Origin of the sequence: Streptomyces sp. NPDC005483, assembly GCF_040606035.1 — a bacterium.
GTDB lineage: Bacteria > Actinomycetota > Actinomycetes > Streptomycetales > Streptomycetaceae > Streptomyces.
Genome location: NZ_JBEXEA010000013.1, coordinates 67,511 through 92,017, shown reverse-complemented (window position 1 = coordinate 92,017; position 24,507 = coordinate 67,511). Strand labels below are relative to the sequence as shown.

Here is a 24,507-nt window from a genome sequence, read left to right as displayed (position 1 = left end):
CGGTGAGAAGTGGTTACGGAAGTCTGACGAGCACCCGCGATTCCTGGTCCCGCGGGCGTCGCGGGTGTTCGAATGAGTAGGTGAACTCCGAACAGCCCGAGGAGCAGCGCGGTCAGCCCATCGGCCGTCGCGTCCTCCTCGGCACCCTCGGCCTGGGCGCGCTCGGCGTGGTCGCCGCGCCCACCCTGCAACGCGGTCTGGAGGCATTCCTCGGCAGCGCCGCCGACAAGGACCCCACCGGCCTGACGGGCCTGCTCCCCAACGGGGGCGGCTTCCGCTACTACTCGGTGACCTCGTCGGTGCCGCACAGGAACGCCGAGAACTACCAGCTCAAGATCGACGGTCTGGTCTCCCGCCCGGGCACGTACACCCTGGCCGACCTGCGGGCGATGCCCCAGACCCGGATCGTCAAGGACGTGCAGTGCGTGACGGGCTGGCGGGTCCCGGACACACCGTTCGAAGGCGTACGGCTGTCCCGCCTGCTGGACGCCGCCGGGGTGACCGCGAAGGCCGGGGCCGTCCGCTTCAGCTGCTTCGACGGGGCGTACACCGAGAGCCTCACCCTCGACCAGGCCCGCCGCCCGGACGTCCTGGTGGCCCTGCGCATGCAGGACAAGGACATCGGCCACTCCCACGGCGGCCCGGTCCGCCTCTATGTGGCGCCGATGTACTTCTACAAGTCCGCCAAGTGGCTCTCCGGCATCACCGTCACCGAGGACGTCGAGCCGGGCTACTGGGAGGACCGGGGCTACGACGTGGACGCCTGGGTGGGCCGATCGAACGGGCGGGACGATGAGCCTACGAGTTGACACCCCCTCGCACACACGTGTCCGGCGTTTCGGCCGCACCCAGAAGTGGGTCCACCGCGCCACCGCCGCGTTGATGGGCGTCTGCGTGGTGACGGCCGCCTGCCTCTACGTCCCCCAGTTCGCCGAACTCGTCGGCCGCCGTGAGCTGGTGGTCCGCATCCACGAGTGGGCGGGCCTGGCCCTGCCCGTGCCCGCCCTCGCGGGCCTGGCCTCCCGTGCCTTCCGCGCCGACCTGGGTTTCCTGAACCGCTTCGGCCCGCACGACCGGGTCTGGCTGTGGGCCGCGCTGCACCGGGACAAGCGCCGCAGCTCCCGCCCCGCGGGCAAGTTCAACGCGGGCCAGAAGGTCTACGCCTCCTGGATCGCGGGCGCGAGCCTGGTCATGCTCGGCACCGGCCTGCTGATGTGGTTCACCCACCTCACCCCGATCCAGTGGCGTACCAGCGCGACCTTCGTCCACGACTGGCTGGCCCTGACCATCGGCATCGTCCTCGCGGGGCACATCGGCATGGCACTGGGCGACCCGGAGGCGAGAAGAGGGCTCAGGATGGGGGAAGTGAGCCAGGAGTGGGCGGAACGCGAACACCCCCTGTGGCGGCCGTAGCGCGATCTGAAGCCACAGAGCCCGCTACGGCGTGCTCTTCCGTTCGTCGGTTCGGAGGCCGCGCAGTGTCCATAGTCCGTACAGGGCCAGCAGCGGTTTGACGATGGTCCATTCGCCGAAGCGGTAGTCGTCCGCGCGCACCAGCCGCTCCGCCAGGTCCGGGCGCTGCCGCCGCAGATAGGCGCGAGCCTTGAGCGCGTGCGCGGGCTGCGAGACGATCTTGATCCGGTCCACGTCTTCGAGCAGCGGGATCACGTTCGCGATGTTCTCCCATGTCGTCGCGCTCCGGTCCTCCAGGAGCACCGGGCCCTCGAACCCGAGCACCGATCTCGCGTAGTCGGCCATCAGACGGGCCTCCGTCGCGCCGCTGCCGGTCGCACCACCGCTGAGGATCAGGCAGGCCCCGTGGGTACCGTCGGCGGTGAGCGAGCGGATTCCGGCACGGACCCGCCATCGGTTGATCGGATTCGCCGTGTCCCGCGGATTGCGGTACCCCAGGACCACCACGGCCGAGGAGCCGCCCCCGCCGTCACCCACGCGTACTCGGGACCAGCGCCAGTTCAACCACTCGCCCCAGACCAGGGCCGCAGCCCCGGCCATCACCAGTCCCGTCCTCCGCCGCATGCGGGGACTCTAGGGCACCTCGGTACCGGTTCCCAGGTCGGCGACGGCAACGGGCGAGGCCGGAAACCGTGCCTCGCCCGCTCGGGGCGCCTTCGTGGTCGTACCCCTGAGTGGCCACCCCTGAGTGACCAGCTAAATGACCAGCGAGAGCAGCAGCACCAGGCCGCCCGCGACCACCGAGATGATCGTCTCCATGATCGACCAGGACTTGATGGTCTGGCCGACGGTCAGGCCGAAGTACTCCTTGACCAGCCAGAACCCGGCGTCGTTGACATGGCTGAAGAAGAGCGAGCCGGAGCCGATGGCGAGGACGAGCAGGGCCGTGTGGGTGGTGGACATGTCGGCGGCGAGGGGGGCGACCAGACCGGCCGCGGAGACCGTGGCCACCGTCGCCGAGCCGGTCGCGAGCCGGATCGCGACCGCGATCAGCCAGGCCAGCAGCAGCGCCGGGATCGACCAGTCCTCGGAGATCTCCAGGACCATCTGACCCACACCGGAGTCGATCAGGGTCTGCTTGAAGCCGCCGCCCGCGCCGACGATCAGCAGGATGCCGGCGATGGGCGCGAGGCCCTTCTCGACGAGCGGGGTGAGGCGGTCCCTGCCGAAGCCGGCGGGGCGCAGGAGCGTGAAGATGCCCACGAGTACCGAGGCCAGCAGGGCGATCAGCGGCGAGCCGACGACGTCAAAGACGCGCTGCACGGTGTTGTCGGGGTCGTCGATCACGATGTCGACCAGTGCCTTGGAGAGCATCAGGACGACCGGGAGGAGGATCGTGGCGAGCGTGGGGCCGAAGGCCGGACGGTTCTCCAGTTCCTCCGAGACGCGCTGCGGGACCATGCGGTCGGGGACCGGCACGTCCACCCAGCGGGCCGCGACCTTGGAGAACAGCGGACCGGCGACGATCACCGTCGGGATGGCGATCAGCACGCCGAGCGCGAGGGTGACACCCAGGTTGGCCTTCACCGCGTCGATCGCCACCAGCGGGCCGGGGTGCGGCGGAACGAGGCCGTGCATCACGGACAGTCCGGCGAGGGCCGGGATGCCGATGCGCATCAGGGAGTAGTTGCCGCGCTTGGCGACCATCAGCACGACGGGGATCAGCAGCACGACGCCGACCTCGAAGAACAGCGGCAGACCGATGACGGAGGCGATCAGCACCATCGCCCACGGCATCGAACGGCCGCCCGCCTTCGCGAGGATCGTGTCGACGATCTGGTCGGCCCCGCCCGAGTCGGCGAGCATCTTGCCGAGGATCGCGCCGAGGGCTATCAGCACACCGACGCCGGCGACCGTGCTGCCCAGCCCGGTGGTGAAGCTGAGGATGGCCTTGTCGAGCGGCGCTCCGGCGACCGCGCCGAGCACGAGCGTGCCCAGGGTCAGCGACAGGAACGCATGGAGCTTGAACTGGGTGATGAGCACAACGATGACGGCGATGCCCGCCAGGACGGCGATGCCCAGCTGAGCGTGACCGGCCGAGGTGATCGGCTCGGGTGCGTCCGCTGCCAGCATCTCGACACTGAGTCTGGTCACGGGGGGTTCCTTGCAGGTACGGGGACGTTCTTCGGAAAGGAGCGTCAAAAAAGGGGCGTCAAAAGAGGGGCGTCAAAAGAGGGGGATGTTACGGGAGTTCGGCCAGCGCCTTCGCGGCCCGGTCGGCGATCTCCTCCGGGCTGCCCGAGACGTTCACCGCGACCCCGGCCTCGTCCTCCTGGAGAGGCTGGAGCGTGGCGAACTGCGAGTCGAGCAGCGCGGTGGGCATGAAGTGCCCCTGCCGGTGCGACATCCGGTCCTCGATGAGGGAGCGGTCGCCCGCCAGGTGCACGAAGACGACCCCGGGCGCCTCGGCCCGCAGCCGGTCGCGGTACGACCGCTTCAGCGCCGAGCAGCTGACCACCCCGCCGAGCCCCGCCCGCTCGTGCGCCCAGGAGCCGATGGCGTCCAGCCACGGCCACCGGTCGTCGTCGGTGAGCGGGGTGCCCGCCGACATCTTGGCGATGTTGGCCGGCGGGTGGAAGTCGTCGCCCTCGGCGTAGGGGACGCCGAGCCGGGCCGCGAGCAGGGGACCGATCGTGGTCTTGCCGGTGCCCGCGACGCCCATGACCACGACGACCTTCGGGGTACTCATCGCTGCCTCACTGTCTGCTGTCTTCTTCGACGTGTGACGCCCAGGACGTCGACGCAACTGAAACCGATTAGGTACGACAATTCAAGAGCCTGTGATGAATAAGTCTGACTTTTTCTGGGTGTGACGCGCCCCGTACTCTGAGTGCATGAGCACATCGGGCCGGGGGCTGCACGGACGCGTACTGGATGCCCTCGGACCCGCGATCACCGCGGGCGAGTACCCCCCTGGCAGCGTTCTGCGCACCGACGAACTCGCCCAGCGCTTCGACGTCTCACGCTCGGTGATGCGCGAGGCGGTCCGGGTCCTGGAGTCCATGCACCTGGTCGAGTCCCGCCGCCGCGTGGGCGTGACGGTGCGCCCGAAGGCCGAGTGGAACGTCTACGACCCCCAGGTCATCCGCTGGCGGCTGGCCGGCGCGGACCGCCCGCAGCAGTTGCGCTCACTGACCGTGCTGCGCTCGGCGATCGAGCCGGTGGCGGCGGCCCTCGCGGCGAAGCACGCGACCGCGGAACAGTGCGCCGAACTCACCGAGTGCGCGCTCGGCATGGTCGCCAACTCCAAGGGGCACCGCCTCGAGGGCTACCTCTTCCACGACATCGCCTTCCACCGGGTGATCCTCAGGGCCTCCGGCAACGAGATGTTCGCCCGCCTCGGTGACGTCGTCGCCGAGGTCCTCACCGGCCGCACCCGCCACGAGGTCATGTTCGAGGACCCCGACCCGGCCGCCGTCACCCTCCACGTCCGGCTCGCCGAGGCCATCCGCGCGGGCGACGCCGGCCACGCGGAGGAACTGACCCGCGAGATCGCGGAGGGCGCCCTTCAGGAGCTGGACATCCTCGCTCCCTAGTCGAGGAACTCCCCGTCGACGTACACCCAGGCCCCGTCGACCCGCTCGAAACGGCTGCGCTCGTGCAGGGAGCCGCCCTTGAACGAGGCGCGGAACGTCACCGTCCCGGAGGTGTGGAAGGCCGAACCGTCGGTCGTGTCCAGGATCTCGAGCCCGGTCCAGCGCATGCCCCTGTCGAGGTCCAGTGAGCCGGGACGGGTCCGCGGGTGCCAGGTGCGCAGCAGGTAGTCCCGCTCCAGCTTCACGAAGGCGCAGTAGCGCGACCGCATGAGCGCTTCGGCGGTAGGTGCCGCGGACTCACTCCGGTGGAAGCGGCCGCAGCAGTTGTCGTAGGTCTCCTGAAGACCGCAGGGGCAGCTGGGCCGCTGCCGTGCGGCACGCCGGGTCACGGCTGCACCCTGCCCGTGTTGGTCGGCGGATGCGCGGGCCGCGCCGGCCCCAGCGTGGGCAGCGGCGGCAGCGCCACCCCGTACAGCCACGCGTCGAACAGTCCGTTCAGCGACTCGTCCGCGAACCGGTTCACATGGGCCGTGAACGTAGAAGTGGTCACCGCCCCGCCCCGGTGCAGCCCGGCCCAGCCGCGCAGCATCCGGAAGAACGCCTCGTCGCCCATCGCACAGCGCACCGCGTGCACGGTGAGCCCGCCCCGCTCGTAGAGCCGGTCGTCGAACATCGACTTGCGGCCCGGGTCGGCGATGCGCAGGTCCTGGGGGAGCGAGGACAGCAACCGGTGTGCCGCGGCGGCCAGTTGCTGTGCCGTACGGCCCCCCGAGCGCTCCGACCACAGCCACTCGGCGTACTTGGCGAACCCCTCGTTCAGCCAGATGTGCCGCCAGTCGGCGATGGACACGCTGTTGCCGAACCACTGGTGCGCCAGCTCGTGCGCGACCAGCCGCTCCCAACCCCGGGCGCCGTCCACGTGGTTGGAGCCGAACAGCGACAACCCCTGGGCCTCCACGGGCACATCGAGTTCCTCCTCCGTGACGACGACCGCGTACTCGTCGAACGGATACGGCCCGAACAGCTCCTGGAACAGCTCCATCATCTGCGGCTGCCGCGCGAAGTCCCTGGAGAACTCCGGCAGCAGATGCGCCGGGATGTGCCCGTGCTGCGGCACCCCGCCAGGACCCGGATCGCCGAGCAGCACCGTCTGGTACTTGCCGATCGACAGTCCGACGAGATAGCTGGAGGTGGGCGCGGCCTGCTCGTACACCCACGTCGTCGTGGACGCCTTGGCCGTGCGGGTCAGCAGCCGCCCGCCCGCCACGACGGCGTAGGCGGAGGGCGTGGTGATCGAGATCTGGTACGACGCCTTGTCCGCGGGCCGGTCGTTGCACGGGTACCAGGACGGCGCCCCGATCGGCTGGCTCGCCACCAGTGCCCCGTCCTCCAGTTCCTCCCAGCCGAGCCCGCCCCAAGGGCTGCTGACCGGCTTGGGGTTGCCCGACCAGTGCACCTCGACCGTGAACGCGGCCCCGGGCCGCACCACCTTCGCGGGCCGCACCCGCAGCTTCCCGCCGCGGTGCGTGTAATGGGCCGGCCGGCCGTCCACCCGCACCCGTCCGATCTTGAAGTCGGACAGGTTGAGCATGAACTCGGAGAGCGGTGAGCGCCCCGCTATGGCGTTGATCCGGGCGCTCCCGGCCAGCCGGTTCGGGGCGGGGCGGTAGTCCAGCGCGAGCTCGTAGCGGTGCACCCGGTACCGGGCGTCACCGTGCTCCGGGAAGTACGGGTCCGAACCCGCCGCCTGCTGAACTGCCACTGCCGATTCCGCTCCCTGCGCTGCGCTGCCACTCGGATCCGCCGGTACACCGCTCACCGACTCCGAGTGGCCCGCGTTCAGGGCCGCCATGCCTCGATCGGGTTGCCGAGCCAGCGGGTGTCGTCCGGAACGGACTCCGCGGCCATGACGAGCGACGCGGGGCCCAGCGTGGTCCGGGCCCCGATCGTGCTGCCGGGCAGCACGATCCCGCCAGGGCCCAGCGTGGCGCCCTCACGGAGCACAACAGTATCCGTTCGCAAGATCCGGTCGTGGAAGAGGTGGGTCTGCAGCACACAGCCGCGGTTCACGGTCGCGCCGTCCTCCAGCGTCACCAGGTCGGTCTCCGGCAGCCAGTAGCTCTCCACCCAGACGCCCTTGCCGATCCGCGCGCCGAGCCCGCGCAGCCACGCCGTCAGCACCGGCGTACCGGGCACGGAACCCGCCAGCCACGGCACCGCCAGCACCTCGACGAAGGTGTCCGCGAGCTCGTTGCGCCACACGAAGCCGCTCCACAGCGGGTGCTCCCCACTGCGGTGCCGCCCCACGAGCAGCCACTTCGCGACCATCGACACCAGCCCCGCCGCCGCACCGGCCGCGAGCAGCACCGCCCCGGCGAGCAGCCAGGCCCACGGCCCCAGCACGCACAGCGCGGCCACCGTCAGCACGGCCAGCCCCGCCGAGCAGAACACGGGCACGATCCGGCACAGCTCCACCAGACCGCGTGCCCACAGCAGCCCCGCAGAGGGCTCGTACGTCCGGCTCTGGTCGCTGTCGGCCGAGCTGCGGGGCAGCTTCACCGGCGGCAGCCCCAGGTAGGACGTGCCCTTCTTGGCCTTCTTCGGCGTCGCCGACAGCACGCCCACCAGGCCGCCGTCCGGCACACTCCGCCCCGGCGCGGTCATCCCCGAGTTCCCGAGGAACGCCCGCCGCCCGATCTCCGCACGCCCGATCCTGACCCAGCCGCCACCGAGCTCGTACGGCGCGGTCAGCGTGTCGTCGGCCAGGAACGCGCCCTCGCCGACCGTCGTCAGGCTCGGCAGCGCGAGCACGGTCGACACCTCGGCGCCCCGCCCGATCCGCATCCCGAGCAGCCGCAGCCACACCGGCGTGACCAGCCCGGCGTACAGCGGGAACAGCGTCTCGCGCGAGCGGTCCATCAGCTGCGTCACGGTCCACGCCTGCCACCCGACCCGGCTGTGCGTCGGATACGTGCCCTCGCGCAGCCCCAGACTCAGCAGCCGTACGGCGACCAGGAGCAGCAGCGCGTACGCCAGCCCGAAGGCCAGCGTGGCCGGGACGAGGGCGAGGAAGGCCCCCGCGAGAGGAGCGTCACCGGCGAGGAAGGGACGCGCGGCCAGGAAGGCCGCCCCGCCCGCCAGCACCGGGAGCAGGGTCAGAGCGAGCCCGGTCAGGCCGTACATCACCCGCCAGTACGTGCCCCGCGCCGGACGCTCCTTCGGCCAGTTGCGCTTGGCCTTGCCGAGCTTGACCGCGGGCGCGCCCGCCCAGCGCTGCCCGGTCGGGATCTGGCCGGTGACCGCCGAACCCGGCGCCACCTCGGCCCGCTTGCCGACCCGGGCACCCGGGAAGAGCATGCTGCGCGTGCCGACGACGGCGTGGGCGCCCACCTTGACCTGGCCGATCTCCAGCCGGTCGCCGTCCAGCCACCAGCCGGACAGGTCCACCTCGGACTCCACGGCGGCGCCCCGGCCCAGCTTGAGCATGCCGGTGACCGGCGGCAGCGAGTGCAGATCCACGTCGGGACCGATCTTCGCGCCGAGCGCCCGCGCGTACCGCTCCAGCCAGGAGCCGGTCAGCGAGGTCGCCCCGGTGAACTCGGCGAGCCGCTCGGCGGTCCACAGCCGCAGGTGGACGCTGCCCCCGCGGGGATGGCGGCCGGGCTGGACGCCTCGCAGCAGCAGCCGGGCCCCGCCCGCGGCGATCGCGAGCCGTCCGGGCGGGCTGAACAGGGCGAGGGCACCGGCGCCGACCGTCCACCAGGAGGCGGTCGGCAGCCAGCCGTAGGAGGGCAGGAGGTTCCCGACGGCGGCCAGCGGCACCAGCCAGCGCAGCCCCATCAGCGTGAACAGGGGGATCAGGACGAGGAGTTGGATCACCTGGGCCCTGAGCGGCACCGGTGCGATCACCCGCGCCGCGCCGTCGTCCTGCGCGGACTCCTCCAGGTGCCGGGCCAGCTTCCGCAGCGTGGGCTGCTGGTAGATGTCGAGGACGGCCGCGCTCGGGTAGCGGGTGCGCAGCCGGGTGGTCAACTGGGCGGCGGCCAGACTGCTGCCGCCGATCGCGAAGAAGTCGTCGCGGGCACTGGAGACCGGGATGCCGAGGACTTCCGCCCACTGCTCGGCGAGCCAGGCCTCGGTCCCGTACAACTGCTCGGCCTTGGAACTGGCTTCGAGCCCCTTCAGTGGCCAGGGCAGCGCGTTGCGGTCCACCTTGCCGGAGGTCCGGGTCGGCAGGTCGTCGACGGGAGCGAGCAACGGCACGAGCGCGGCGGGCAGTTCGGCCCGCAGCTTCTCCACGGCCGCCGCCTGGTCCCAGCCGTCCTGCGTGACGACGTACCCGACGAGGAGCTGGTTGCCGCTGCGGGCGGTGCGCACGGCGGCGGCCGCTCCCGCGACCCCCGGCAGCGCCTGGAGGGCCGCGTCGACCTCACCGAGCTCGATCCGCCGGCCACCGAGCTTGATCTGCTCGTCGGCCCGCCCGAGGAAGACGAGACCCGCGGGCTCCGCCTTCACGAGGTCACCGCTGCGGTACGCCCGCTCCCAGCCCAGCGACTCCAGCGGCGCGTACTTCTCCGCGTCCTTCTCGGCGTCCAGGTACCGTGCGAGCCCGACCCCGCCGATCACCAGCTGCCCGCTGGAGCCCATCGGCACGGGATCCCCGGCCTCGTCGACGACGGCCAGCTCCCAGCCGTCCAGCGGCAGCCCGATCCGGATCGGCTCCTCGCCGGACATGAGCGAGGCACAGGCCACCACGGTCGCTTCCGTCGGCCCATAGGTGTTCCACACCTCGCGCCCCTCGGTGACCAGCCGCTGCACCAGCTCGGGCGGGCAGGCCTCACCGCCGAAGATCAGCAGCCGTACGTCGTTGAGGGTCTCGGGCTCCCACAGCGAGGCGAGCGTCGGCACCGTGGAGACCACGGTGATCTCCTGCTCGACCAGCCAGGGCCCGAGGTCGGCCCCACTGCGGACCTGGGAACGCGGCACCGGCACCAGACAGGCCCCGTACCGCCACGCCAGCCACATCTCCTCGCAGGAGGCGTCAAAGGCGACCGACAGCCCCGCCATGACCCTGTCAGCGGGACCGATGGGGTCGTCGGTGAGGAACAGCGCGGCCTCGGCGTCCACGAAGGCCGCGGCACTGCGGTGCGAGACGGCGACGCCCTTGGGCTTGCCGGTGGAGCCGGAGGTGAAGATGATCCACGCGTCGTGCCCGATGCCGGGCCGGGCGGCGGGGGAGTCACTGCGGCCGTTGACGGTCAGCTCGTGCCCGGCGCCGACAACGGCCCGGACCTCCGCCTCCCCGAACACCAGCTCGGCCCGCTCGTCGGGGTCCTCGGCGTCGACGGGGACGTAGGCGGCACCGGCGGCGAGTACGGCGAGGATCGCGACGTAGAGGTCATTGGTACCGGACGGCACCCGGACGCCCACCCGGTCGCCGAGTCCGACCCCGGCCTCGGCGAGCCGCAGGCGCAGCCGCTCCACCTCGACGGCCAGGGCGCGGTAGGTGAGCCGGGTCGTTCCGTCGTCCAGGGCGAGCTCGTCGGGGTAGGACCGCACGGAGGCGTCGAAGACGTCGACGAGCGTGCGGGGGGAGGCGGCGGAGCCCCCGGAGAAACGGGCGGTGTCGCCGAACTGTTCGCGGATCTCTGCGCTGAGCTCTTCGTTGAGCAGGCCGAGAGCACTGCTCTCGTCTATGGCTGCCATCGGTCCTCGCGTCTCGATCCCGGAGCCTCCGGGGCGCTGGCGGGCCCGCAGGTCTGCCTGGGGTTGTCCGGGTCCAGCTCGTAACAAGCCGGAAATTTTAGTACGAAGCTAGGTCCGTGCGGCGTGATCGGCCATTCCGGGGGGCCGTTCGGGGTCTTTCACGGCCATCAGAAACGCTGTGACCTGGTCGTTTCACTCCCGAGAGAGATCGCCCACACTGTGCGTGAGGGGCTGTGTCATGCTCGGCCCAAGACAAGGAGGGACAGTGGCAGACGGCGCGGAGCTCAGGCAGATCCTGGCGGACTGGCGGGACTACGACGACGCGGCGTTTCGGCTGGGGATCTTCCTCGGCGTCTTTCCGTGGGACCAGAAGTTCGGCCCGGTGAAGCGGATGTTCTGGCAGGACGGCTACCCGCTGGGCGAGATGCTGGTGGACCTGCTCGACCGGACGGTGGAGGGCGGGGTCCTGCTCAAGAACGAGGAGGACGTCCGGTACAAGTGGAACCCGGCCCCCGTCGACCTGTCGTGAAACGCGAACGGTGCCGACCGAAGATCGGCCAGCACCGTTACTCGTGTCCGAGGGGGGACTTGAACCCCCACGCCCGATAAAGGGCACTAGCACCTCAAGCTAGCGCGTCTGCCATTCCGCCACCCGGACAAGGTGTCTGTCGTGCGGGGTTTCCCTCGCGGCGACGAAGGAAACATTACCAGGCTTTCGAGGGGGCCCGATCACCCCCCGTCCCCGTACCGGGGCGCACGTGAACGGGGTGTGACGGGCCGGGCCCGGTCTTGGGGACGGCCGGGTCGCGGGGAGAGGATGAGGGCAACCACCAGCAGTGACAGCGGGAGGAACAGCGTGAGCGACACGGACACGGCCAGGGGCGTCACCGGCGAGGACGAGGTCGTGGACCTCTGCCGCGAGCTCATCCGGTTCGACACCAGCAACTACGGCGACCACTCCGGCCCGGGCGAGCGCAAGGCGGCCGAGTGGGTCGCGGAGAAGCTCGCCGAGGTGGGACTCGACCCGCAGATCTACGAGTCGCACCCGGGCCGCGCCTCCACGGTGGCCCGGATCGCGGGCGAGGACCCGTCCCGGCCCGCCCTGCTGATCCACGGCCACCTCGACGTCGTACCGGCCAACGCGGACGACTGGACCCACGCCCCGTTCTCCGGCGAGGTCGCCGACGGCTGTGTGTGGGGCCGGGGCGCCGTCGACATGAAGGACATGGACGCCATGACCCTGGCGGTCGTCCGCGACCGGCTGCGCAGTGGCCGCAGGCCGCCCCGGGACATCGTCCTCGCGTTCCTCGCCGACGAGGAGGCCGGCGGCAAGTTCGGCGCCCGGCACCTCGTCGACCACCACCCAGACCTCTTCGAGGGCGTCACCGAGGCGATCAGCGAGGTCGGCGGCTTCTCCTTCACCGTGAACGAGCAGCGCCGGCTCTATCTGATCCAGACGGCCGAGAAGGGCATGCACTGGATGAAGCTGACGGTTGCCGGCACCGCCGGGCACGGCTCGATGATCCACCGGGACAACGCCATCACCGAACTGTCGGAGGCGGTCGCGCGGCTCGGCCGGCACAAGTTCCCGGTGCGGGTCACCAAGACCACCCGGGCATTCCTCGACGAGCTCGGCGACGCGCTCGGCACCGAGCTGGACCCGGAGGACATGGAGGGCACGCTCGCCCGGCTGGGCGGCATCGCCAAGCTCATCGGCGCGACCCTCAGCAACACCGCCAACCCCACCCAGCTCGGCGCCGGCTACAAGGTCAACGTCATCCCGGGCGAGGCCACCGCGCACGTCGACGGGCGCTTCCTGCCCGGCTTCGAGGAGGAGTTCCTCGCCGACCTCGACAAGATCCTCGGCCCCAAGGTCCGGCGCGAGGACGTGCACTCCGACAAGGCCGTGGAGACCACCTTCGACGGCGCGCTCGTGGACGCCATGCAGTCCGCGCTGGTCGCCGAGGACCCGGCCGCCAAGGCGATCCCCTACATGCTCTCCGGCGGCACCGACGCCAAGTCCTTCGACGAGCTCGGCATCCGCGGCTTCGGCTTCGCGCCGCTCAAGCTGCCCCCGGAGCTGGACTTCGCCGGGATGTTCCACGGTGTCGACGAGCGGGTGCCCGTGGACGGGCTGAAGTTCGGGGTGCGGGTTCTCGACCGGTTCATCGACGCGAGCTGACGTGTGTTGACGCGCCTATTCGGCCTCACGTGCGAAATCGGCCGGGAAGGGTGAATGCGCTCATAAGCTCGTATCCCCATTACTCCATCCTCGTTACAGGTGATGCGATCCGCTACCTGGGGTCGCTTTGCCAACAAGGAGGAACAATGATCAAGAAGGTCGTCGCCGCTGCGGCTGCCACTGGTGGCCTGGTTCTCGCGGGTGCGGGCCTTGCCGTCGCCGATGCGGGTGCGCAGGGAGCCGCTGTGGGCTCCCCGGGTGTGCTGTCCGGCAACGTCGTGCAGGTTCCCGTTCACGTCCCGGTGAACGTCTGCGGCAACACGGTCTCCGTGATCGGTCTGCTGAACCCTGCCTTCGGCAACACCTGCATCAACAAGTGACGTTCTGCCTCGCCCTTAGGCAATAGGGATGAAGCCGTCGGCCCCGGAGGGCAAGCCATGCCCTCCGGGGCCGACCGGCCTTTTCGAGAAGAACAGAACCGAGATGCGTCGGTATTCGGGACAAGAACGAAAGCAGGGATTCGGTACATGCGACAAGTCACCCGCAAGGGCCTGATGACAGTGGCGGCCGCGACCGGCGTGATCGCGGCCGCAGGAGGTGCCGCCCACGCCGACGCGGGCGCGAGCGGATCAAGCGTCAACTCTCCCGGCGTGCTGTCGGGCAACACCGTGTCAGCGCCCGTGCACGCACCGGTGAACGTGTGCGGCAACACCGTGGACGTCGTCGGGGTCCTCAACCCCGCGATGGGCAACAGCTGCGCCAACAAGGGCGGCGGCAGCGGGGCGCCCGGTGGGCACGGCGGCCCGGGCGGCTCCGTGGGGCACGGCGGCGGTCACGGGGGGTACGGCGGCGATCACGGGGGGCACGGCGGCGATCACGGGGGGCACGGCGGCGGCCACGGTGGGCAGGGCGGTTCCGGGGGCGCCGGAGGCTCCGGTTCCGGCGGCTCAGGGGGCTCGCACGCCGGCGGTCACGCCGGTGGCTCGCCCGGCGTGGGCTCGGGCAACCACGTCGAGGCGCCGATCGACGTTCCCGTGAACGCCTGCGGCAACAGCGCCGACATCATCGGCATCGGCAACCCGGCCACGGGCAACGACTGCGGCAGCGGCCCCGGCGGCGGACAGCACACCCCGCCCGGATCACCGGAACAGCCCGGCACCCCCGGACAGCCCGGCACCCCGGGTCACCCCGGCACCCCGGGTCACCCCGGCACCCCCGGACAGCCCGGCACCCCGGGTCACCCCGGCACCCCCGGACAGCCCGGCACCCCGGGTCACCCCGGCACCCCGGGTCACCCCGGCAACCCGGTCGAGCCCGGCCACCCCGGCTCCCCGGCCGCCCCCGGAGCGGACGGCGTGACACCGGGTGGTGGCAACCACCCCGGTACCCAGACGGTCACCCAGCCCCAGGGCAGCGCGCAGCTCGCGCAGACCGGCAGCGACCTGCCCATCGGGCTGGTCCTCCCGGCGGGCGCCGGGGCACTGCTGGCCGGCGCGGTCCTCTACCGCAAGGCACGGGCCTCGGCCTAGGGCATTCGGCGTGAAACGGAGCGGGCCCCGCCTCGGCGGGGCCCGCTCCGTTCGTGCTGTCTCACCACGTGGCACGCACCTGGCGGATGATCCGCCGGCGCAACCGCACCCTGCGGCTGCCGTCGCGCATCAGGCTCAGTCGGTCCAACTCCCAGTGTCCGTACTCGGCATGGTCCGTCAGCAGACGTGTGGCGTCCTTGCGGGAGACCCCCCGCGGTACGTACACGTCGACAAATTCGTATTCCGGCATCGCATCTATTGTGCGGGCCGGGGCCCGGTACGGATAGCGTCTGCACTATGTCTGATGCTGTGCAGCCCACCGCTGCCGAGGTACGTGCCGCCGCCGAGGCGGTCAAGACCGCGCTCGACCGCCACCTGGCCGCGGTCGAACGGAGGTCGGGGGAGGACGACCCCGCCGTCTACGAGGCCTTCAACGAACTGGCCGCGGCCGCCGAGGTGTACGACGAGCTGCTCTACGACCGTTATGACGAGGTCACCCCCTTCGAGATCCCGGGCGCGGAGGACGCTCCTCCATACACGGGCCCCGAGGAGCCGAACGCGCTGAGCGTGCTGATCCGCCGTGACTACGCCGTGGCGGAGCCGCAGCGGCTGCTCGCGCAGGCCCAGCGGGTCGAGGCGGCCGACGAAGGTCTCGGCACGGAGGCCTCCGGCACGTTGCACGGTGCGCTGGAAGTGCTGTTCGGCGAGTTCGAGCCCGACGAGATCGCCTCCCGGCACAAGGAGTTCGGTCTCGAGGAGGGCGACTCCACACTGTGGGTGACCGCGGCGGACGACCCCGCCGAACCGGGGGAGTGGCTGGAGACGCCGTTCGAGCAGGTCGACGTCGAGCGGGTGGTGTGCCGGTTCGATGTCAGCGCGGTGTTCGACGACGACCTGGACGACGACGCCGACGAGCCCGACGTCGAGGACGAGGATCTGGCACCGCTGGACGCGGATCGTCGCTGAGGCAGTGTGAGCGCGGCCCCGGAGGAACGATCTCCGGGGCCGCGCCCCTTTGGGGCCGGGTCAGCCGGTCGCTGGCGCCTGTGTCCTCAGGAGGGCGGGCAGCCGGGTCGTCCGGGGCTTGGCCGGGATCTCGGCGACCGCCCTCGCAAGGGCCTGTTCCACGCCGTGGACCACGGACAGGTGGCGGTCCGCCCTGCCGAACGCCGTGTAGACCCACGGCCGGCTGAGGGCCTGTGCCGCATCGCCGGGCAGCACGACGACCGCCGCCGGCCAGCGGCCGCCCACCGCCTGGTGCGCGGTCAGGGCCCAGCCGTGCCGCACGGACTGCTCCACGCGCTCCTTCGGTACGATCACGGGCTCCCCGGAGCAGGTCAGGTGCAGGCCCTCCGCGTCGGCCTTCACGACCCGCGCCGGGAGCGTACGGCCCGGTGCGGGGGAGTAGGCGACGCGGTCACCGGGGTCGAAGCCGCCGAAGCGGCCGGGGCCGGGGTTGAGGCGCTCCTTCAGAGCCGCGTTGAGCACGCGGGTGCCCGCGGCACCGCCGTGACCCGGGGTGATCACCTGGGTCTCCTCGGCGGGGACGCCGATCGCCCGCGGCACCGAGTCCGCGACCAGCTGCACGGTCCGGTGCACGGCCTCGCCCGCGTCCCGCACCGGCACGATCACGACCTCCTTGCCGGGGGCCTCGACCTGGTTCAGCTCACCGATGCCGATCCCCGAGACCAGTTCCCCGAGGGGCCCGGGGTCCGGCCTGCGCGAGGCGACCTGCGGGCAGATCCGCGCGGCGAGCAGATCCGCGAACACCCGCCCGGGCCCCGCCGACCACAGCACCGCCGGATCCCCGGCCAGCACCAGCCGCGCCCCGTCCGGCAGGGACTCCACGAGCAGTGCGGCCGTCTCGACGTCCAGCTGAGGCGCGTCGAGCACGACGAGCAGGTCGAGATCGAACGCGCCGTCGGCGTCCCGACCGGGCCCCTCGGCACCGGAGAGGAGCCCGGCGACGGTGGCGACGGTCCGCGTGGGGGCGGGGGAGCCGGTGTCGGGCAGGGCGCTGAAGCGGTCACGGCCCAGTGGGCTGTGGGTGGCCGCCCACGCCCGCAGCCCGAGCCCTCGCGCCGCCGCCAGCAGTGCCGCCGGTTCCGTCAGGGACGCCTCGCCGCCGGTGTGCAGGACCAGGCCGCCCGCCGCGACCGCGCGGATCAGCTCGGCGGCCGAACCCTTGGCCGACGCGGCGGCGCGCTCCCAGTCCTCGGCCGAACCGTCCTCCTTGGGCACGGAGTTGATCAGCCGGGCCAGCCCGTCGGCGAGGCTCTCCTCCGCGAGGGCGTACCGCTCCAGCCCGACGAGGATCCGGACGGGCCGCTCCGCCTCCTCCTCGTCGTCCTCCGCGGGCTCGGGGGCCACCGGGTCGAGAGCGTCCTGGAAGACCAGGGCCTCGGCCTCGGCGATCGTGCTCTGTACGGCCGCGTCGGCGTCCGGCACGCCCCGCTGGGCCAGCGCTGCGGTGAGCACCGGCATCTCCAGCGCGGTGTGCCCGGCGAGTGCCGCCTGCTCCAGGAGCCAGACGGTGACCGCCCGCCCCCGCCGCTCGTCGTCCGGCGCGCACTCCGCGCCGAGCAGTGCCCGCGCGAACCCGTCGGCCTGCTCGGGCCTTACTCCCGTGACCCGCAGCAACTGCCAGGGGTCCGCCCGCAGCTCGTCGTCGGCCCCTTCTCCGAGGACCGCGGCGACCTGCGCCGCGAGGGCCTCGGGCGCCCCGCCCTCGGCCAGTACACGCCGTACGGCCTCCACGGTCTCCGGCACGGGCGCGCCGATGGAACCGACGGCACCGACCGCACCTGCGCCCCCGCCCCCGGCCGCCTCCGCCGACTCCGTCCGGGGCCGTACCGGCTCCTGGGCGGGCCGGCGCGGTGGCTCGGGCTCGCTGAAGACGGCTGCCACGGGCTTCGCCCCGCTCTCCACCGCCCGTACGGCGGCGAGGAGATCGGCCGCCGTCCCGCTGAGCTTGGCCCCGCTCTCGAGGGGCCTCTGCTTCTCGGCCTTCCGGCGAGCGATCCGCTCCCGCTCGATCCGCTGCGCCGCCAACTCGGCCTCGGCCTCGGACAACTGAGCCTTGTCCGCCTCGCCCGCGTCCACGCCGGCCGGGCCGTCGCCGCCGCCCGCTTCGGCCCCTGGCTCCTCGCCGCCGGCAGGCCCTCCGGCGACGTCGCCCCCGGCCGCCCCCGTCTCACCGCCGTCCACAGAAGACTCCCCGGCGCCCTCACTGGTCCCGGCGTCTCCGTCAGCCTCCGCGTCACCGCTCGCCGTCACGGAATCCCGCGCTGATGCGTCGCCAACGGCGTCCGGCTCTCTGGTCGACTCCGCCGCCCCCACTTCTACGCCCCCATTGTTCGTCCCGGCCCCGTCCGCCTCCTGCTCCGGCGCTGCCCCCGTGCCCTCCGGCTCCGGTGCGGCGCTCCGCATGCCCGGCTCGGTCTTCTCCGTGGGCTCCGGCTCCGTGCTCACAGCGTGCTCCAGTCGTGATCGGGATAGCGGTGCACGGGCGCCGACACATCGTCGAGCGCCCGGCAGATCTCGTCAGGAAGACTAAGGGCCTCCACTGACAATGCCGCCGTGAGCTGCTGCGAGTTGCGCGCGCCGACGATCGGCGCGGTCACCCCCGGCCGGTCCCGGACCCACGCGAGGGCGACCTGGAGCGGCGTCACCGCGAGCCCGTCGGCCGCCGTGGCCACCGCGTCCACGATGTGGCTCGCGGTGTCGTCGAGGTAGGGCGCGACGAACGGCGCCAGATGCTCCGAGGCGCCCCGCGAGTCGGGGGGCGTGGCGTTGCGGTACTTGCCCGTCAGGACGCCACGGCCCAGCGGCGAGGAGGGCAGCAGCCCGATACCCAGATCGAGCGCGGCCGGCAGCACCTCCCGCTCGAGCCCGCGCTGCAGCAGGGAGTACTCCAGCTGTGTCGCGGCCAGCCGGGTCCGCGTCCCCGGCGCCGCCAGCTGCCAGGTCCCCGCCTTGGCGAGCTGCCAGCCGCAGAAGTTGGAGACTCCGGCATAGCGGGCGCGACCGCTGCTGACGGCCAGGTCGAGGGCCTGGAGCGTCTCCTCCAACGGGGTGTGGGGGTCGTAGGAGTGGATGTGCCACACGTCGACGTAGTCCGTGCCGAGCCGGGCCAGCGAGTCGTCCAGCGCGGAGAGCAGATGTCCGCGCGAGCAGTCGACGCGGATCTCCGGGTCCGGCACGCTGCCCGCCTTCGTGGAGATGACCAGGTCCCGGCGCGGGACCAGGCCGTCTATCAAGCGTCCGAGCAGGTACTCGGCCTCCCCGTCGCCGTACACGTCCGCCGTGTCGACCAGCGTCCCGCCCGCCTCCCAGAACGTTTTCAGGAGGTCCGCCGCGTCGTGTTCGTCGGTGTCCCTGCCCCAGGTGAGGGTGCCGAGTCCGATGCGGGACACGCGCAGGCCGGTACGGCCGAGATGCCTCTGCTCCATGGACGCCGAGATTACTGGCCAGAACCTGTCGCGTGGGGGCCTGTGGACAACGGATTGTGACAGGTAAGCGGGAATCTCGCCCGGTCACCGGCACGGGCCGCGACCTGCCCCGGCGGGCGCCGGCGCGCTAAGGTCTGCCGACAAGGACGTTACTGATCGGTAAGGGGAATCGGCCATGCAGCTCGGGATCAACCTCGGCTACTGGGGCGCCGGAATGGACGCGGACAATCTCGCCGTGGCCCAGGAGGCCGACCGGCTCGGATACGCCGTCTGCTGGGCCGCCGAGGCCTACGGGTCGGACGCGGCCACCGTGCTCACCTGGGTCGCCGCCCAGACCGAGCGCATCGACGTCGGCTCGGCCATCTTCCAGATCCCGGCCCGCCAGCCGGCGATGACCGCGATGACCGCCGCCACCCTCGACTCCCTGTCCGGCGGCCGGTTCCGCCTCGGCCTCGGTGTCTCGGGCCCGCAGGTCTCCGAGGGCTGGTACGGCGTCAAGTTCGACAAGCCGCTGGCACGCACGCGTGAGTACGTCGAGATCGTCCGCAAGGCCATGTCCCGCGAGCGCCTCTCCTACGAAGGCCGGCACTGGACGCTGCCTCTGCCCGGCGGCCCCGGCAAGCCGATCAAGCTGACGGTGCACCCCGAGCGCGAGCACATCCCGCTGTACATCGCCGCGATCGGCCCGAAGAACCTGGAGCAGACCGGCGAGATCGCCGACGGCGCCCTGCTGATCTTCCCCTCCGCCGAGCACCTGGAAGACACCGCGATCCGGCATCTGCGAGCCGGGCGCGAGAAGGCGGGCAAGACCCTCGACGGGTTCGACATCGCCCCGACCCTCCCGCTGGCCCTCGGTGAGGACAAGGACGTCACCACGCTCGCCGACACCTTCCGCCCCTACACCGCGCTGTATGTGGGCGGCATGGGCAGCCGCAAGCAGAACTTCTACAACCAGCTCGCCCAGCGCATGGGCTTCGAGGCGGCGGCCGCCGAGATCCAGGACAAGTACCTGGCCGGCGACAAGGACGGCGCCGCGGCCGCCATCCCGCACAACCTCATCGACAAGACCACCCTGCTCGGCTCCGTGGACCGCATCGCGGACCGGATGAAGGAGTACGCGGCGGCCGGCGTCACCACCCTGACCCTGGCCCCCGCCGGCTTCACCCTCGACGAGCGCCTCGCCTCGCTCCGCGCCGGCACCGAGGCCCTGGAGCGTGCGGGCCTCGCCTAGACCTGCTTCTCGGACCAGCTCCGTGGCGTGGCACCTCGCAAGTGCGGCCACGGAGCCGGTCCGGAGCGCACGACCACGGCTCGACCGTCGGATCACGCCGTGGCCGAAGCACCTGTTGGGCCGACTCACCCGCCTGGCCGGCCTCCCGTGCATCCCGTTCCACCGCCGGAGGTTTCCGCGGCCGTGGTGGGGGCTCGGGTGTCTTCCCCGCCACGGCCGTCACGTGATTCAACGCGCCCACGCCCGCGCGGTTACGCCCCGCGGTGACCCCGGTGGCCTCCTTTTGGCGGAGTTGTCCGGCACAGCTGTTGCAGCACCCCTCGCGCCGCATTTGACTCGTTCTTTGCGGATTGCCGCGGAGTCCGGCAGAGAGGTGCCCCACGATGCTTTCGGCCAAGAGTCTGTTTCAGGAGATCCTCGACCACGACGAGTCCTTCCGGCTGTTCTGCTCCATCGCGGCCAGCGGGGAGTCGCAGGGCGGCTGGGAGAACGCCCGTATCGCCGCTCTGGTGCCGCAGGGCGAGCGCGCACTCGCCCCCAAGATCACCCGGCACGGCGCCGACGAGGACAAGCACGGGCGGATCTTCAACGCCCTGATGAAGAAGCGCGGTCTCGAACCCGTCCCCGTCCCGCCGGAGACGGACTACACGATGCTCCTGGAGAAACACGGCATCGGTCTCGCCCACGAGAAGCTCAAGGGCGACGAGCCGCTGACCGTGCACGACATCGTCACCTACCTCGCCCACAGCCGGGTCACCGAACAGCGGGCCTCCGAGCAGATGGAGCTGCTGCGCAAGCACTTCGCCGACCACCCCGACCTCGGCCGGGCGGTGCGGATGATCTCTAGCGACGAGGACAACCACCTCGCCTACTGCCATGAGGAACTGCTGCGCTTCGCCCACGCCGGCCACGGCCGCGCCATCCAGCACACGCTCAGGGAGTGCGCGCTGGCCGAGATCCGCGTCTACCGGGACGTCAGCCTCGCCGTGATGGCCCACATGGGCCGCATCCTCGGCTGGTCCCGGGCGAAGTCCGCCGCCCTCGCCGCGGGCATCCACGGCGTCTACGCCTACGAACGCGCCGCGGGCTGGCGCCGCATGGTCTCCCTGAGGCCGCCGGAGCGCCGTGACGCCCTCGGCGGACCCGCCACCTCCGCGCCCGAGTTCGCCTGAGCGGACGCTACAGCCAGCCCCGGCGCTTGAACGTCCGGTACAGCAGCACTTCCAGCACGGCCATCAGCGCGATCACCGCCGGATACGCCCACACCCAGTGCAGCTCGGGCATGTGCTCGAAGTTCATGCCGTAGATCCCCGCGATCATCGTGGGGATCGCGGCCATGGCGGCCCACGCGGAGATCTTCCGCATGTCGTCGTTCTGCCGGACGCTCATCTGCGCGAGATGCGCCGACAGGACGTCCGACACCAGCCGGTCGAGGCCCTCCACCGACTCGTTCACGCGCGCGAGGTGGTCGTTGACGTCCCGGAAGAAGGGCCGCGCCCTTTCGTTCACGAACGGCACCGTCCCGCCGTACGCCCCCACCCCCGCGAGCCGGGTCAGCGGCATCGACAGCGGGACGGTGGCCCGGCGGAACTCCAGGATCTGCCGCTTGAAGGTGTAGATCCGCGACGCGGTGTTGCGTGAACCGCCGCCGTCCGGCGAGAACACCTCCGCCTCCAGCTCCTCCAGGTCGGTCCCCAGCTCCGTCGCCACCTCCAGATAGTGGTCCACGACGGCGTCGGCCACCGCGTACAGCACCGCGGTGGGCCCCTTCCCGAGCAGCTTGGGTTCGTGCTCGAGGCGGTCCCGTACGGCCTTCAGCGGCGAACCCACGCCGTGACGGACCGTCACCACGAAGCCGTCGCCGAGGAAGAGCATGACCTCGCCCGTGGACACGGTGTCGCTCTCCGGCTCGTACACCACCGGCTTGAGGACCACGAACAGCGAGTCGTCGTACACCTCCAGCTTGGGCCGCTGATGCGCCTTGAGGGCGTCCTCGACCGCCAGCGGATGCAGTCCGAACTCCTTGGTCACCAGCTCGAACTCGTTCTCCGACGGCTCATGCAGACCGATCCACACGAACCCGCCCGCCGACCGCGCCTGATCCAGCGCGTCGGACAGGTCCTCGGGGCCCTCGGTCCGGTGCCCCTCCCGGTAGATGGCACAGTCGACGATCACGGAGCGTGTTCTCCCGTCGCTCGCAAGACATTGCATTCCGGCGTACGCCTACCCTTGCCGCATGCCCACGTTGATCCTTGTCAGACACGGACGGTCCACCGCGAACACCGAGGGGCTGCTCGCCGGGTGGACCCCCGGGGTCGCCCTGGACGAGCGCGGCACCGCACAGGCCGCCTCGCTGCCGGGACGGCTCGAAGGCGTGCCGATCTCCGAAGTCGTCGCCAGCCCCCTCCAGCGCTGCCAGGAGACGATTCAGCCGCTGCTCGACGCCCGGCCCGGTCTGCCGGTGCACACCGAGGAACGCATCGGGGAGTGCCACTACGGCGACTGGTCCGGCCGCAAGCTCGCCGAGCTCATGGGCGAGCCGCTCATGGAGGTCGTCCAGGCGCATCCGTCGGCGGCCGCGTTCCCCGGCGGCGAGTCCATGCGAGCGATGCAGACGCGCGCGGCGGAGGCCGTACGCGAGTGGAACGCGCGCGTGGAGCGCGATCACGGCGAGGACGCCGTCTATCTGATGTGCTCGCACGGCGACATCATCAAGTCGCTCGTCGCCGACGCACTCGGACTTCATCTCGATCTCTTCCAGAGGATCTCCGTCGAACCGTGTTCCATCACCGTCATCCGCTACACACGGCTGAGGCCGTTCCTCGTCCGCCTCGGCGACACCGGTGACTTCGCGTCCCTGGTGCCGCGCGAGGAGGCCGCGGGCGGTGACGCCCCGGTCGGTGGTGGTGCGGGCGCACCGTGATCGTCGGGCGCAGTAGGGTGAAGCGGTTCACTCACGCGCGTTCGCACATGGACGTTCCCGTCGTTCCCGTACTCACGAATCCAATGGAGACAGGACGTGTCCCGTCAGGTGTTCCTCTATGACCCGCCGGACCGCTTCGTGGCCGGCACGGTCGGACTGCCCGGGCGCCGTACGTTCTTCCTCCAGGCCACGGCCGGCCCCCGAGTGACCAGCGTGGCCCTGGAGAAGACGCAGGTGGCCGCCCTCGCCGAGCGGATGGACGAACTCCTCGACGAGGTGGTGCGCCGCAGCGGCGGCAGCGCCTCCGTGCCGGCCGTGCCGCCCACCGACGTCGCCGACACCGCCCCCCTCGACACCCCCGTCGAGGAGGAGTTCCGGGTCGGCACCATGGCCCTTGCCTGGGACGGCGAGGAGCAGCGCATGATCGTCGAGGCGCAGGCCCTCGTGGAGTTGGAAGCCGAATCCGAGGAGGACCTCGCCGAGGCCGAGGAGCGACTCCTCCAGGACGAGGAGAACGGCCCCCCGATGCTGCGGGTCCGGCTCACCGGCGCGCAGGCCAGGGCCTTCGCCAAGCGCGCCCTGGACGTCGTCAACGCGGGGCGGCCGCCGTGCCCGCTGTGCAGCCTCCCGCTCGACCCGGAAGGACACGTATGTCCGCGCCAGAACGGATACCGCCGCGGAGCGTGACCACGGCAGAGCTGCTCACCCGGGGTGAGCTGACGGTACGCGGTCAGATCCGGGACGCCTCCAACGCGGTGCTGCACTGCTCCGTCTCGTACGAGGGCCAGGAGGCCTTCTGCGTCTACAAGCCCGTCCGCGGTGAGCGGCCCCTGTGGGACTTCCCGGACGGCACCCTCGCCCAGCGCGAGGTCGCCGCCTACGAGGTGTCCGAGGCGACCGGCTGGGGCCTGGTGCCGCCCACCGTGCTGCGGGACGGGCCCTTCGGCGAGGGCATGTGCCAGCTGTGGATCGAGGGCGTGCCCGGTGGTGAGCTGCTCGCCCTGGTCGACGGGGAGGAGCCCGAACCGGGCTGGAAGGCCATCGGCTTCGCCGAGGTCGGCGAGGGGAAGACCGCGCTGCTGGTGCACGCGGACGACGAGCGGCTGCGCCGGCTGGCCGTCCTGGACGCCGTGATCAACAACGCGGACCGCAAGGGCGGCCACCTGCTGCCCGCCGAAGGCGGCCGCCTGTACGGCATCGACCACGGAGTGACCTTCAACACCGAGAACAAGCTGCGAACCCTGCTGTGGGGCTGGGCGGGTGAGCCTTTGACGGGGGAGGCGGTCGACGTCCTGAAGGGGCTGAAGGAGGCACTGTCGGGCGAGCTGGGCACCCGGCTGACCGCCCTGATCACCCCAGCCGAACTCGACGCCACACGCGCGCGTGTCGACGCCCTGCTGGACTCCGGCAAGCACCCCGAACCGAGCGGCGAGTGGCCGGCCATTCCCTGGCCGCCCGTTTAGCAGCACACTGCGC

The 24,507-nt window shown here is 71.5% G+C and carries 23 protein-coding genes and 1 tRNA gene; 13 read left to right on the top strand and 11 right to left on the bottom strand.

Annotated features, from left to right (window positions below):
• Window positions 1–80 precede the first annotated feature (80 nt).
• Window positions 81–809 carry a molybdopterin-dependent oxidoreductase gene (locus tag ABZT06_RS24970; protein ID WP_355744868.1) on the top strand — a complete coding sequence of 243 codons (729 nt, stop codon included), beginning with the start codon at window positions 81–83 and terminating at the stop codon, window positions 807–809.
• Window positions 793–1,413, top strand: coding sequence for a cytochrome b/b6 domain-containing protein (locus tag ABZT06_RS24965; RefSeq protein ID WP_355744865.1), 621 nt, complete (start codon window positions 793–795; stop codon window positions 1,411–1,413). Before ABZT06_RS24970 ends, ABZT06_RS24965 begins: the two co-directional genes overlap by 17 nt.
• Before the next feature lie 24 nt (window positions 1,414–1,437).
• On the opposite strand, the gene ABZT06_RS24960 is transcribed toward ABZT06_RS24965, so the two are convergent.
• The 3 genes from ABZT06_RS24960 to ABZT06_RS24950 form a co-directional block, all read right to left on the bottom strand.
• Entirely contained in the window at window positions 1,438–2,037 is a 600-nt protein-coding gene (locus ABZT06_RS24960; protein ID WP_355744862.1) for a YdcF family protein, read from the bottom strand.
• Window positions 2,038–2,169: 132 nt separating this feature from the next.
• Window positions 2,170–3,567 carry a gluconate:H+ symporter gene (locus ABZT06_RS24955; RefSeq protein ID WP_355744859.1) on the bottom strand — a complete coding sequence of 466 codons (1,398 nt, stop codon included), beginning with the start codon at window positions 3,565–3,567 and terminating at the stop codon, window positions 2,170–2,172.
• Between the two features lie 88 nt (window positions 3,568–3,655).
• The gene (locus ABZT06_RS24950) at window positions 3,656–4,162 is read right to left on the bottom strand and encodes a gluconokinase (RefSeq protein WP_355744856.1); all 507 of its coding nucleotides are present in this window, start codon (window positions 4,160–4,162) and stop codon (window positions 3,656–3,658) included.
• Between the two features lie 145 nt (window positions 4,163–4,307).
• Between ABZT06_RS24950 and ABZT06_RS24945 the strand changes: the two genes are divergently transcribed.
• Window positions 4,308–5,009: an FCD domain-containing protein gene (locus ABZT06_RS24945; RefSeq protein WP_355744853.1), complete on the top strand. Its 702-nt coding sequence runs from the start codon at window positions 4,308–4,310 to the stop codon at window positions 5,007–5,009.
• Here the strand turns inward: ABZT06_RS24945 and ABZT06_RS24940 are convergent.
• From ABZT06_RS24940 to ABZT06_RS24930, 3 genes are all read right to left on the bottom strand, one after another.
• Window positions 5,006–5,398: a YchJ family metal-binding protein gene (locus ABZT06_RS24940; protein ID WP_355744850.1), complete on the bottom strand. Its 393-nt coding sequence runs from the start codon at window positions 5,396–5,398 to the stop codon at window positions 5,006–5,008. The two genes, ABZT06_RS24945 and ABZT06_RS24940, sit on opposite strands and share 4 nt — an antisense overlap.
• A complete protein-coding gene (locus ABZT06_RS24935) occupies window positions 5,395–6,771 on the bottom strand; it encodes a M1 family metallopeptidase (protein WP_355744847.1) in 1,377 nt (458 codons plus the stop codon). The genes ABZT06_RS24940 and ABZT06_RS24935 overlap by 4 nt, the downstream gene beginning before the upstream one ends.
• A gap of 77 nt (window positions 6,772–6,848) precedes the next feature.
• Entirely contained in the window at window positions 6,849–10,715 is a 3,867-nt protein-coding gene (locus tag ABZT06_RS24930) for a Pls/PosA family non-ribosomal peptide synthetase (RefSeq protein ID WP_355744844.1), read from the bottom strand.
• A gap of 265 nt (window positions 10,716–10,980) precedes the next feature.
• Between ABZT06_RS24930 and ABZT06_RS24925 the strand changes: the two genes are divergently transcribed.
• Window positions 10,981–11,244, top strand: coding sequence for a hypothetical protein (locus tag ABZT06_RS24925; protein WP_355744841.1), 264 nt, complete (start codon window positions 10,981–10,983; stop codon window positions 11,242–11,244).
• A 44-nt stretch (window positions 11,245–11,288) separates the two neighbouring features.
• On the opposite strand, the gene ABZT06_RS24920 is transcribed toward ABZT06_RS24925, so the two are convergent.
• Window positions 11,289–11,373 (bottom strand) — tRNA-Leu (locus ABZT06_RS24920).
• Between the two features lie 198 nt (window positions 11,374–11,571).
• Here ABZT06_RS24920 and ABZT06_RS24915 point away from each other — a divergent pair.
• From ABZT06_RS24915 to ABZT06_RS24905, 3 genes are all read left to right on the top strand, one after another.
• Window positions 11,572–12,897, top strand: coding sequence for a M20/M25/M40 family metallo-hydrolase (locus ABZT06_RS24915; protein WP_355744838.1), 1,326 nt, complete (start codon window positions 11,572–11,574; stop codon window positions 12,895–12,897).
• A 146-nt stretch (window positions 12,898–13,043) separates the two neighbouring features.
• On the top strand, window positions 13,044–13,277 hold the full coding sequence (gene chpH, locus ABZT06_RS24910) for a chaplin ChpH (protein WP_007380902.1): 234 nt from the start codon (window positions 13,044–13,046) through the stop codon (window positions 13,275–13,277).
• 147 nt (window positions 13,278–13,424) lie between these two features.
• Window positions 13,425–14,426: a chaplin family protein gene (locus ABZT06_RS24905; RefSeq protein WP_355744834.1), complete on the top strand. Its 1,002-nt coding sequence runs from the start codon at window positions 13,425–13,427 to the stop codon at window positions 14,424–14,426.
• Between the two features lie 61 nt (window positions 14,427–14,487).
• Here ABZT06_RS24905 and ABZT06_RS24900 read toward each other — a convergent pair whose 3' ends face one another.
• The gene (locus ABZT06_RS24900) at window positions 14,488–14,676 is read right to left on the bottom strand and encodes a DUF5703 family protein (RefSeq protein WP_007380901.1); all 189 of its coding nucleotides are present in this window, start codon (window positions 14,674–14,676) and stop codon (window positions 14,488–14,490) included.
• A 47-nt stretch (window positions 14,677–14,723) separates the two neighbouring features.
• Here ABZT06_RS24900 and ABZT06_RS24895 point away from each other — a divergent pair, with 47 nt between their 5' ends.
• A complete protein-coding gene (locus ABZT06_RS24895) occupies window positions 14,724–15,392 on the top strand; it encodes a hypothetical protein (protein ID WP_355744831.1) in 669 nt (222 codons plus the stop codon).
• A gap of 60 nt (window positions 15,393–15,452) precedes the next feature.
• Here ABZT06_RS24895 and ABZT06_RS24890 read toward each other — a convergent pair whose 3' ends face one another.
• Together ABZT06_RS24890 and ABZT06_RS24885 are read right to left on the bottom strand one after the other, a co-directional pair.
• Entirely contained in the window at window positions 15,453–17,897 is a 2,445-nt protein-coding gene (locus ABZT06_RS24890) for a helix-hairpin-helix domain-containing protein (RefSeq protein ID WP_355744828.1), read from the bottom strand.
• Window positions 17,894–18,877, bottom strand: coding sequence for an aldo/keto reductase (locus ABZT06_RS24885; protein WP_355744825.1), 984 nt, complete (start codon window positions 18,875–18,877; stop codon window positions 17,894–17,896). The genes ABZT06_RS24890 and ABZT06_RS24885 overlap by 4 nt, the downstream gene beginning before the upstream one ends.
• Window positions 18,878–19,052: 175 nt before the next feature.
• On the opposite strand from ABZT06_RS24885, the gene ABZT06_RS24880 reads away from it, so the two are divergent.
• Together ABZT06_RS24880 and ABZT06_RS24875 are read left to right on the top strand one after the other, a co-directional pair.
• On the top strand, window positions 19,053–20,108 hold the full coding sequence (locus tag ABZT06_RS24880; protein ID WP_355744822.1) for an LLM class F420-dependent oxidoreductase: 1,056 nt from the start codon (window positions 19,053–19,055) through the stop codon (window positions 20,106–20,108).
• Window positions 20,109–20,491: 383 nt separating this feature from the next.
• Window positions 20,492–21,280, top strand: a complete 789-nt coding sequence (locus tag ABZT06_RS24875) for a ferritin-like domain-containing protein (protein WP_355744819.1) — start codon at window positions 20,492–20,494, stop codon at window positions 21,278–21,280.
• 7 nt (window positions 21,281–21,287) lie between these two features.
• Here the strand turns inward: ABZT06_RS24875 and corA are convergent, their stop codons facing one another.
• The gene (corA, locus tag ABZT06_RS24870; protein ID WP_355744816.1) at window positions 21,288–22,283 is read right to left on the bottom strand and encodes a magnesium/cobalt transporter CorA; all 996 of its coding nucleotides are present in this window, start codon (window positions 22,281–22,283) and stop codon (window positions 21,288–21,290) included.
• Between the two features lie 61 nt (window positions 22,284–22,344).
• Between corA and ABZT06_RS24865 the strand changes: the two genes are divergently transcribed.
• The 3 genes from ABZT06_RS24865 to ABZT06_RS24855 all read left to right on the top strand — a co-directional run bounded on the left by ABZT06_RS24865 (window position 22,345) and on the right by ABZT06_RS24855 (window position 24,494).
• Entirely contained in the window at window positions 22,345–23,031 is a 687-nt protein-coding gene (locus ABZT06_RS24865; protein WP_355744813.1) for a histidine phosphatase family protein, read from the top strand.
• A 96-nt stretch (window positions 23,032–23,127) separates the two neighbouring features.
• On the top strand, window positions 23,128–23,718 hold the full coding sequence (locus ABZT06_RS24860; RefSeq protein ID WP_123988113.1) for a DUF3090 domain-containing protein: 591 nt from the start codon (window positions 23,128–23,130) through the stop codon (window positions 23,716–23,718).
• A complete protein-coding gene (locus ABZT06_RS24855) occupies window positions 23,682–24,494 on the top strand; it encodes an SCO1664 family protein (protein ID WP_355744809.1) in 813 nt (270 codons plus the stop codon). Before ABZT06_RS24860 ends, ABZT06_RS24855 begins: the two co-directional genes overlap by 37 nt.
• Window positions 24,495–24,507: the final 13 nt, after the last annotated feature.

What these genes read in the sequence shown, in the direction of transcription:
- ABZT06_RS24965 (WP_355744865.1), top strand. Translation starts at nt 793, where the DNA reads ATGAGCCTACGAGTTGACACCCCCTCGCACACACGTGTCCGGCGTTTC.
- ABZT06_RS24960 (WP_355744862.1), bottom strand. Translation starts at nt 2,037, where the DNA reads ATGCGGCGGAGGACGGGACTGGTGATGGCCGGGGCTGCGGCCCTGGTC.
- ABZT06_RS24950 (WP_355744856.1), bottom strand. Translation starts at nt 4,162, where the DNA reads ATGAGTACCCCGAAGGTCGTCGTGGTCATGGGCGTCGCGGGCACCGGC.
- ABZT06_RS24945 (WP_355744853.1), top strand. Translation starts at nt 4,308, where the DNA reads ATGAGCACATCGGGCCGGGGGCTGCACGGACGCGTACTGGATGCCCTC.
- ABZT06_RS24930 (WP_355744844.1), bottom strand. Translation starts at nt 10,715, where the DNA reads ATGGCAGCCATAGACGAGAGCAGTGCTCTCGGCCTGCTCAACGAAGAG.
- chpH (WP_007380902.1), top strand. Translation starts at nt 13,044, where the DNA reads ATGATCAAGAAGGTCGTCGCCGCTGCGGCTGCCACTGGTGGCCTGGTT.
- ABZT06_RS24905 (WP_355744834.1), top strand. Translation starts at nt 13,425, where the DNA reads ATGCGACAAGTCACCCGCAAGGGCCTGATGACAGTGGCGGCCGCGACC.
- ABZT06_RS24900 (WP_007380901.1), bottom strand. Translation starts at nt 14,676, where the DNA reads ATGCCGGAATACGAATTTGTCGACGTGTACGTACCGCGGGGGGTCTCC.
- ABZT06_RS24895 (WP_355744831.1), top strand. Translation starts at nt 14,724, where the DNA reads ATGTCTGATGCTGTGCAGCCCACCGCTGCCGAGGTACGTGCCGCCGCC.
- ABZT06_RS24885 (WP_355744825.1), bottom strand. Translation starts at nt 18,877, where the DNA reads ATGGAGCAGAGGCATCTCGGCCGTACCGGCCTGCGCGTGTCCCGCATC.
- ABZT06_RS24880 (WP_355744822.1), top strand. Translation starts at nt 19,053, where the DNA reads ATGCAGCTCGGGATCAACCTCGGCTACTGGGGCGCCGGAATGGACGCG.
- ABZT06_RS24875 (WP_355744819.1), top strand. Translation starts at nt 20,492, where the DNA reads ATGCTTTCGGCCAAGAGTCTGTTTCAGGAGATCCTCGACCACGACGAG.
- ABZT06_RS24865 (WP_355744813.1), top strand. Translation starts at nt 22,345, where the DNA reads ATGCCCACGTTGATCCTTGTCAGACACGGACGGTCCACCGCGAACACC.
- ABZT06_RS24855 (WP_355744809.1), top strand. Translation starts at nt 23,682, where the DNA reads ATGTCCGCGCCAGAACGGATACCGCCGCGGAGCGTGACCACGGCAGAG.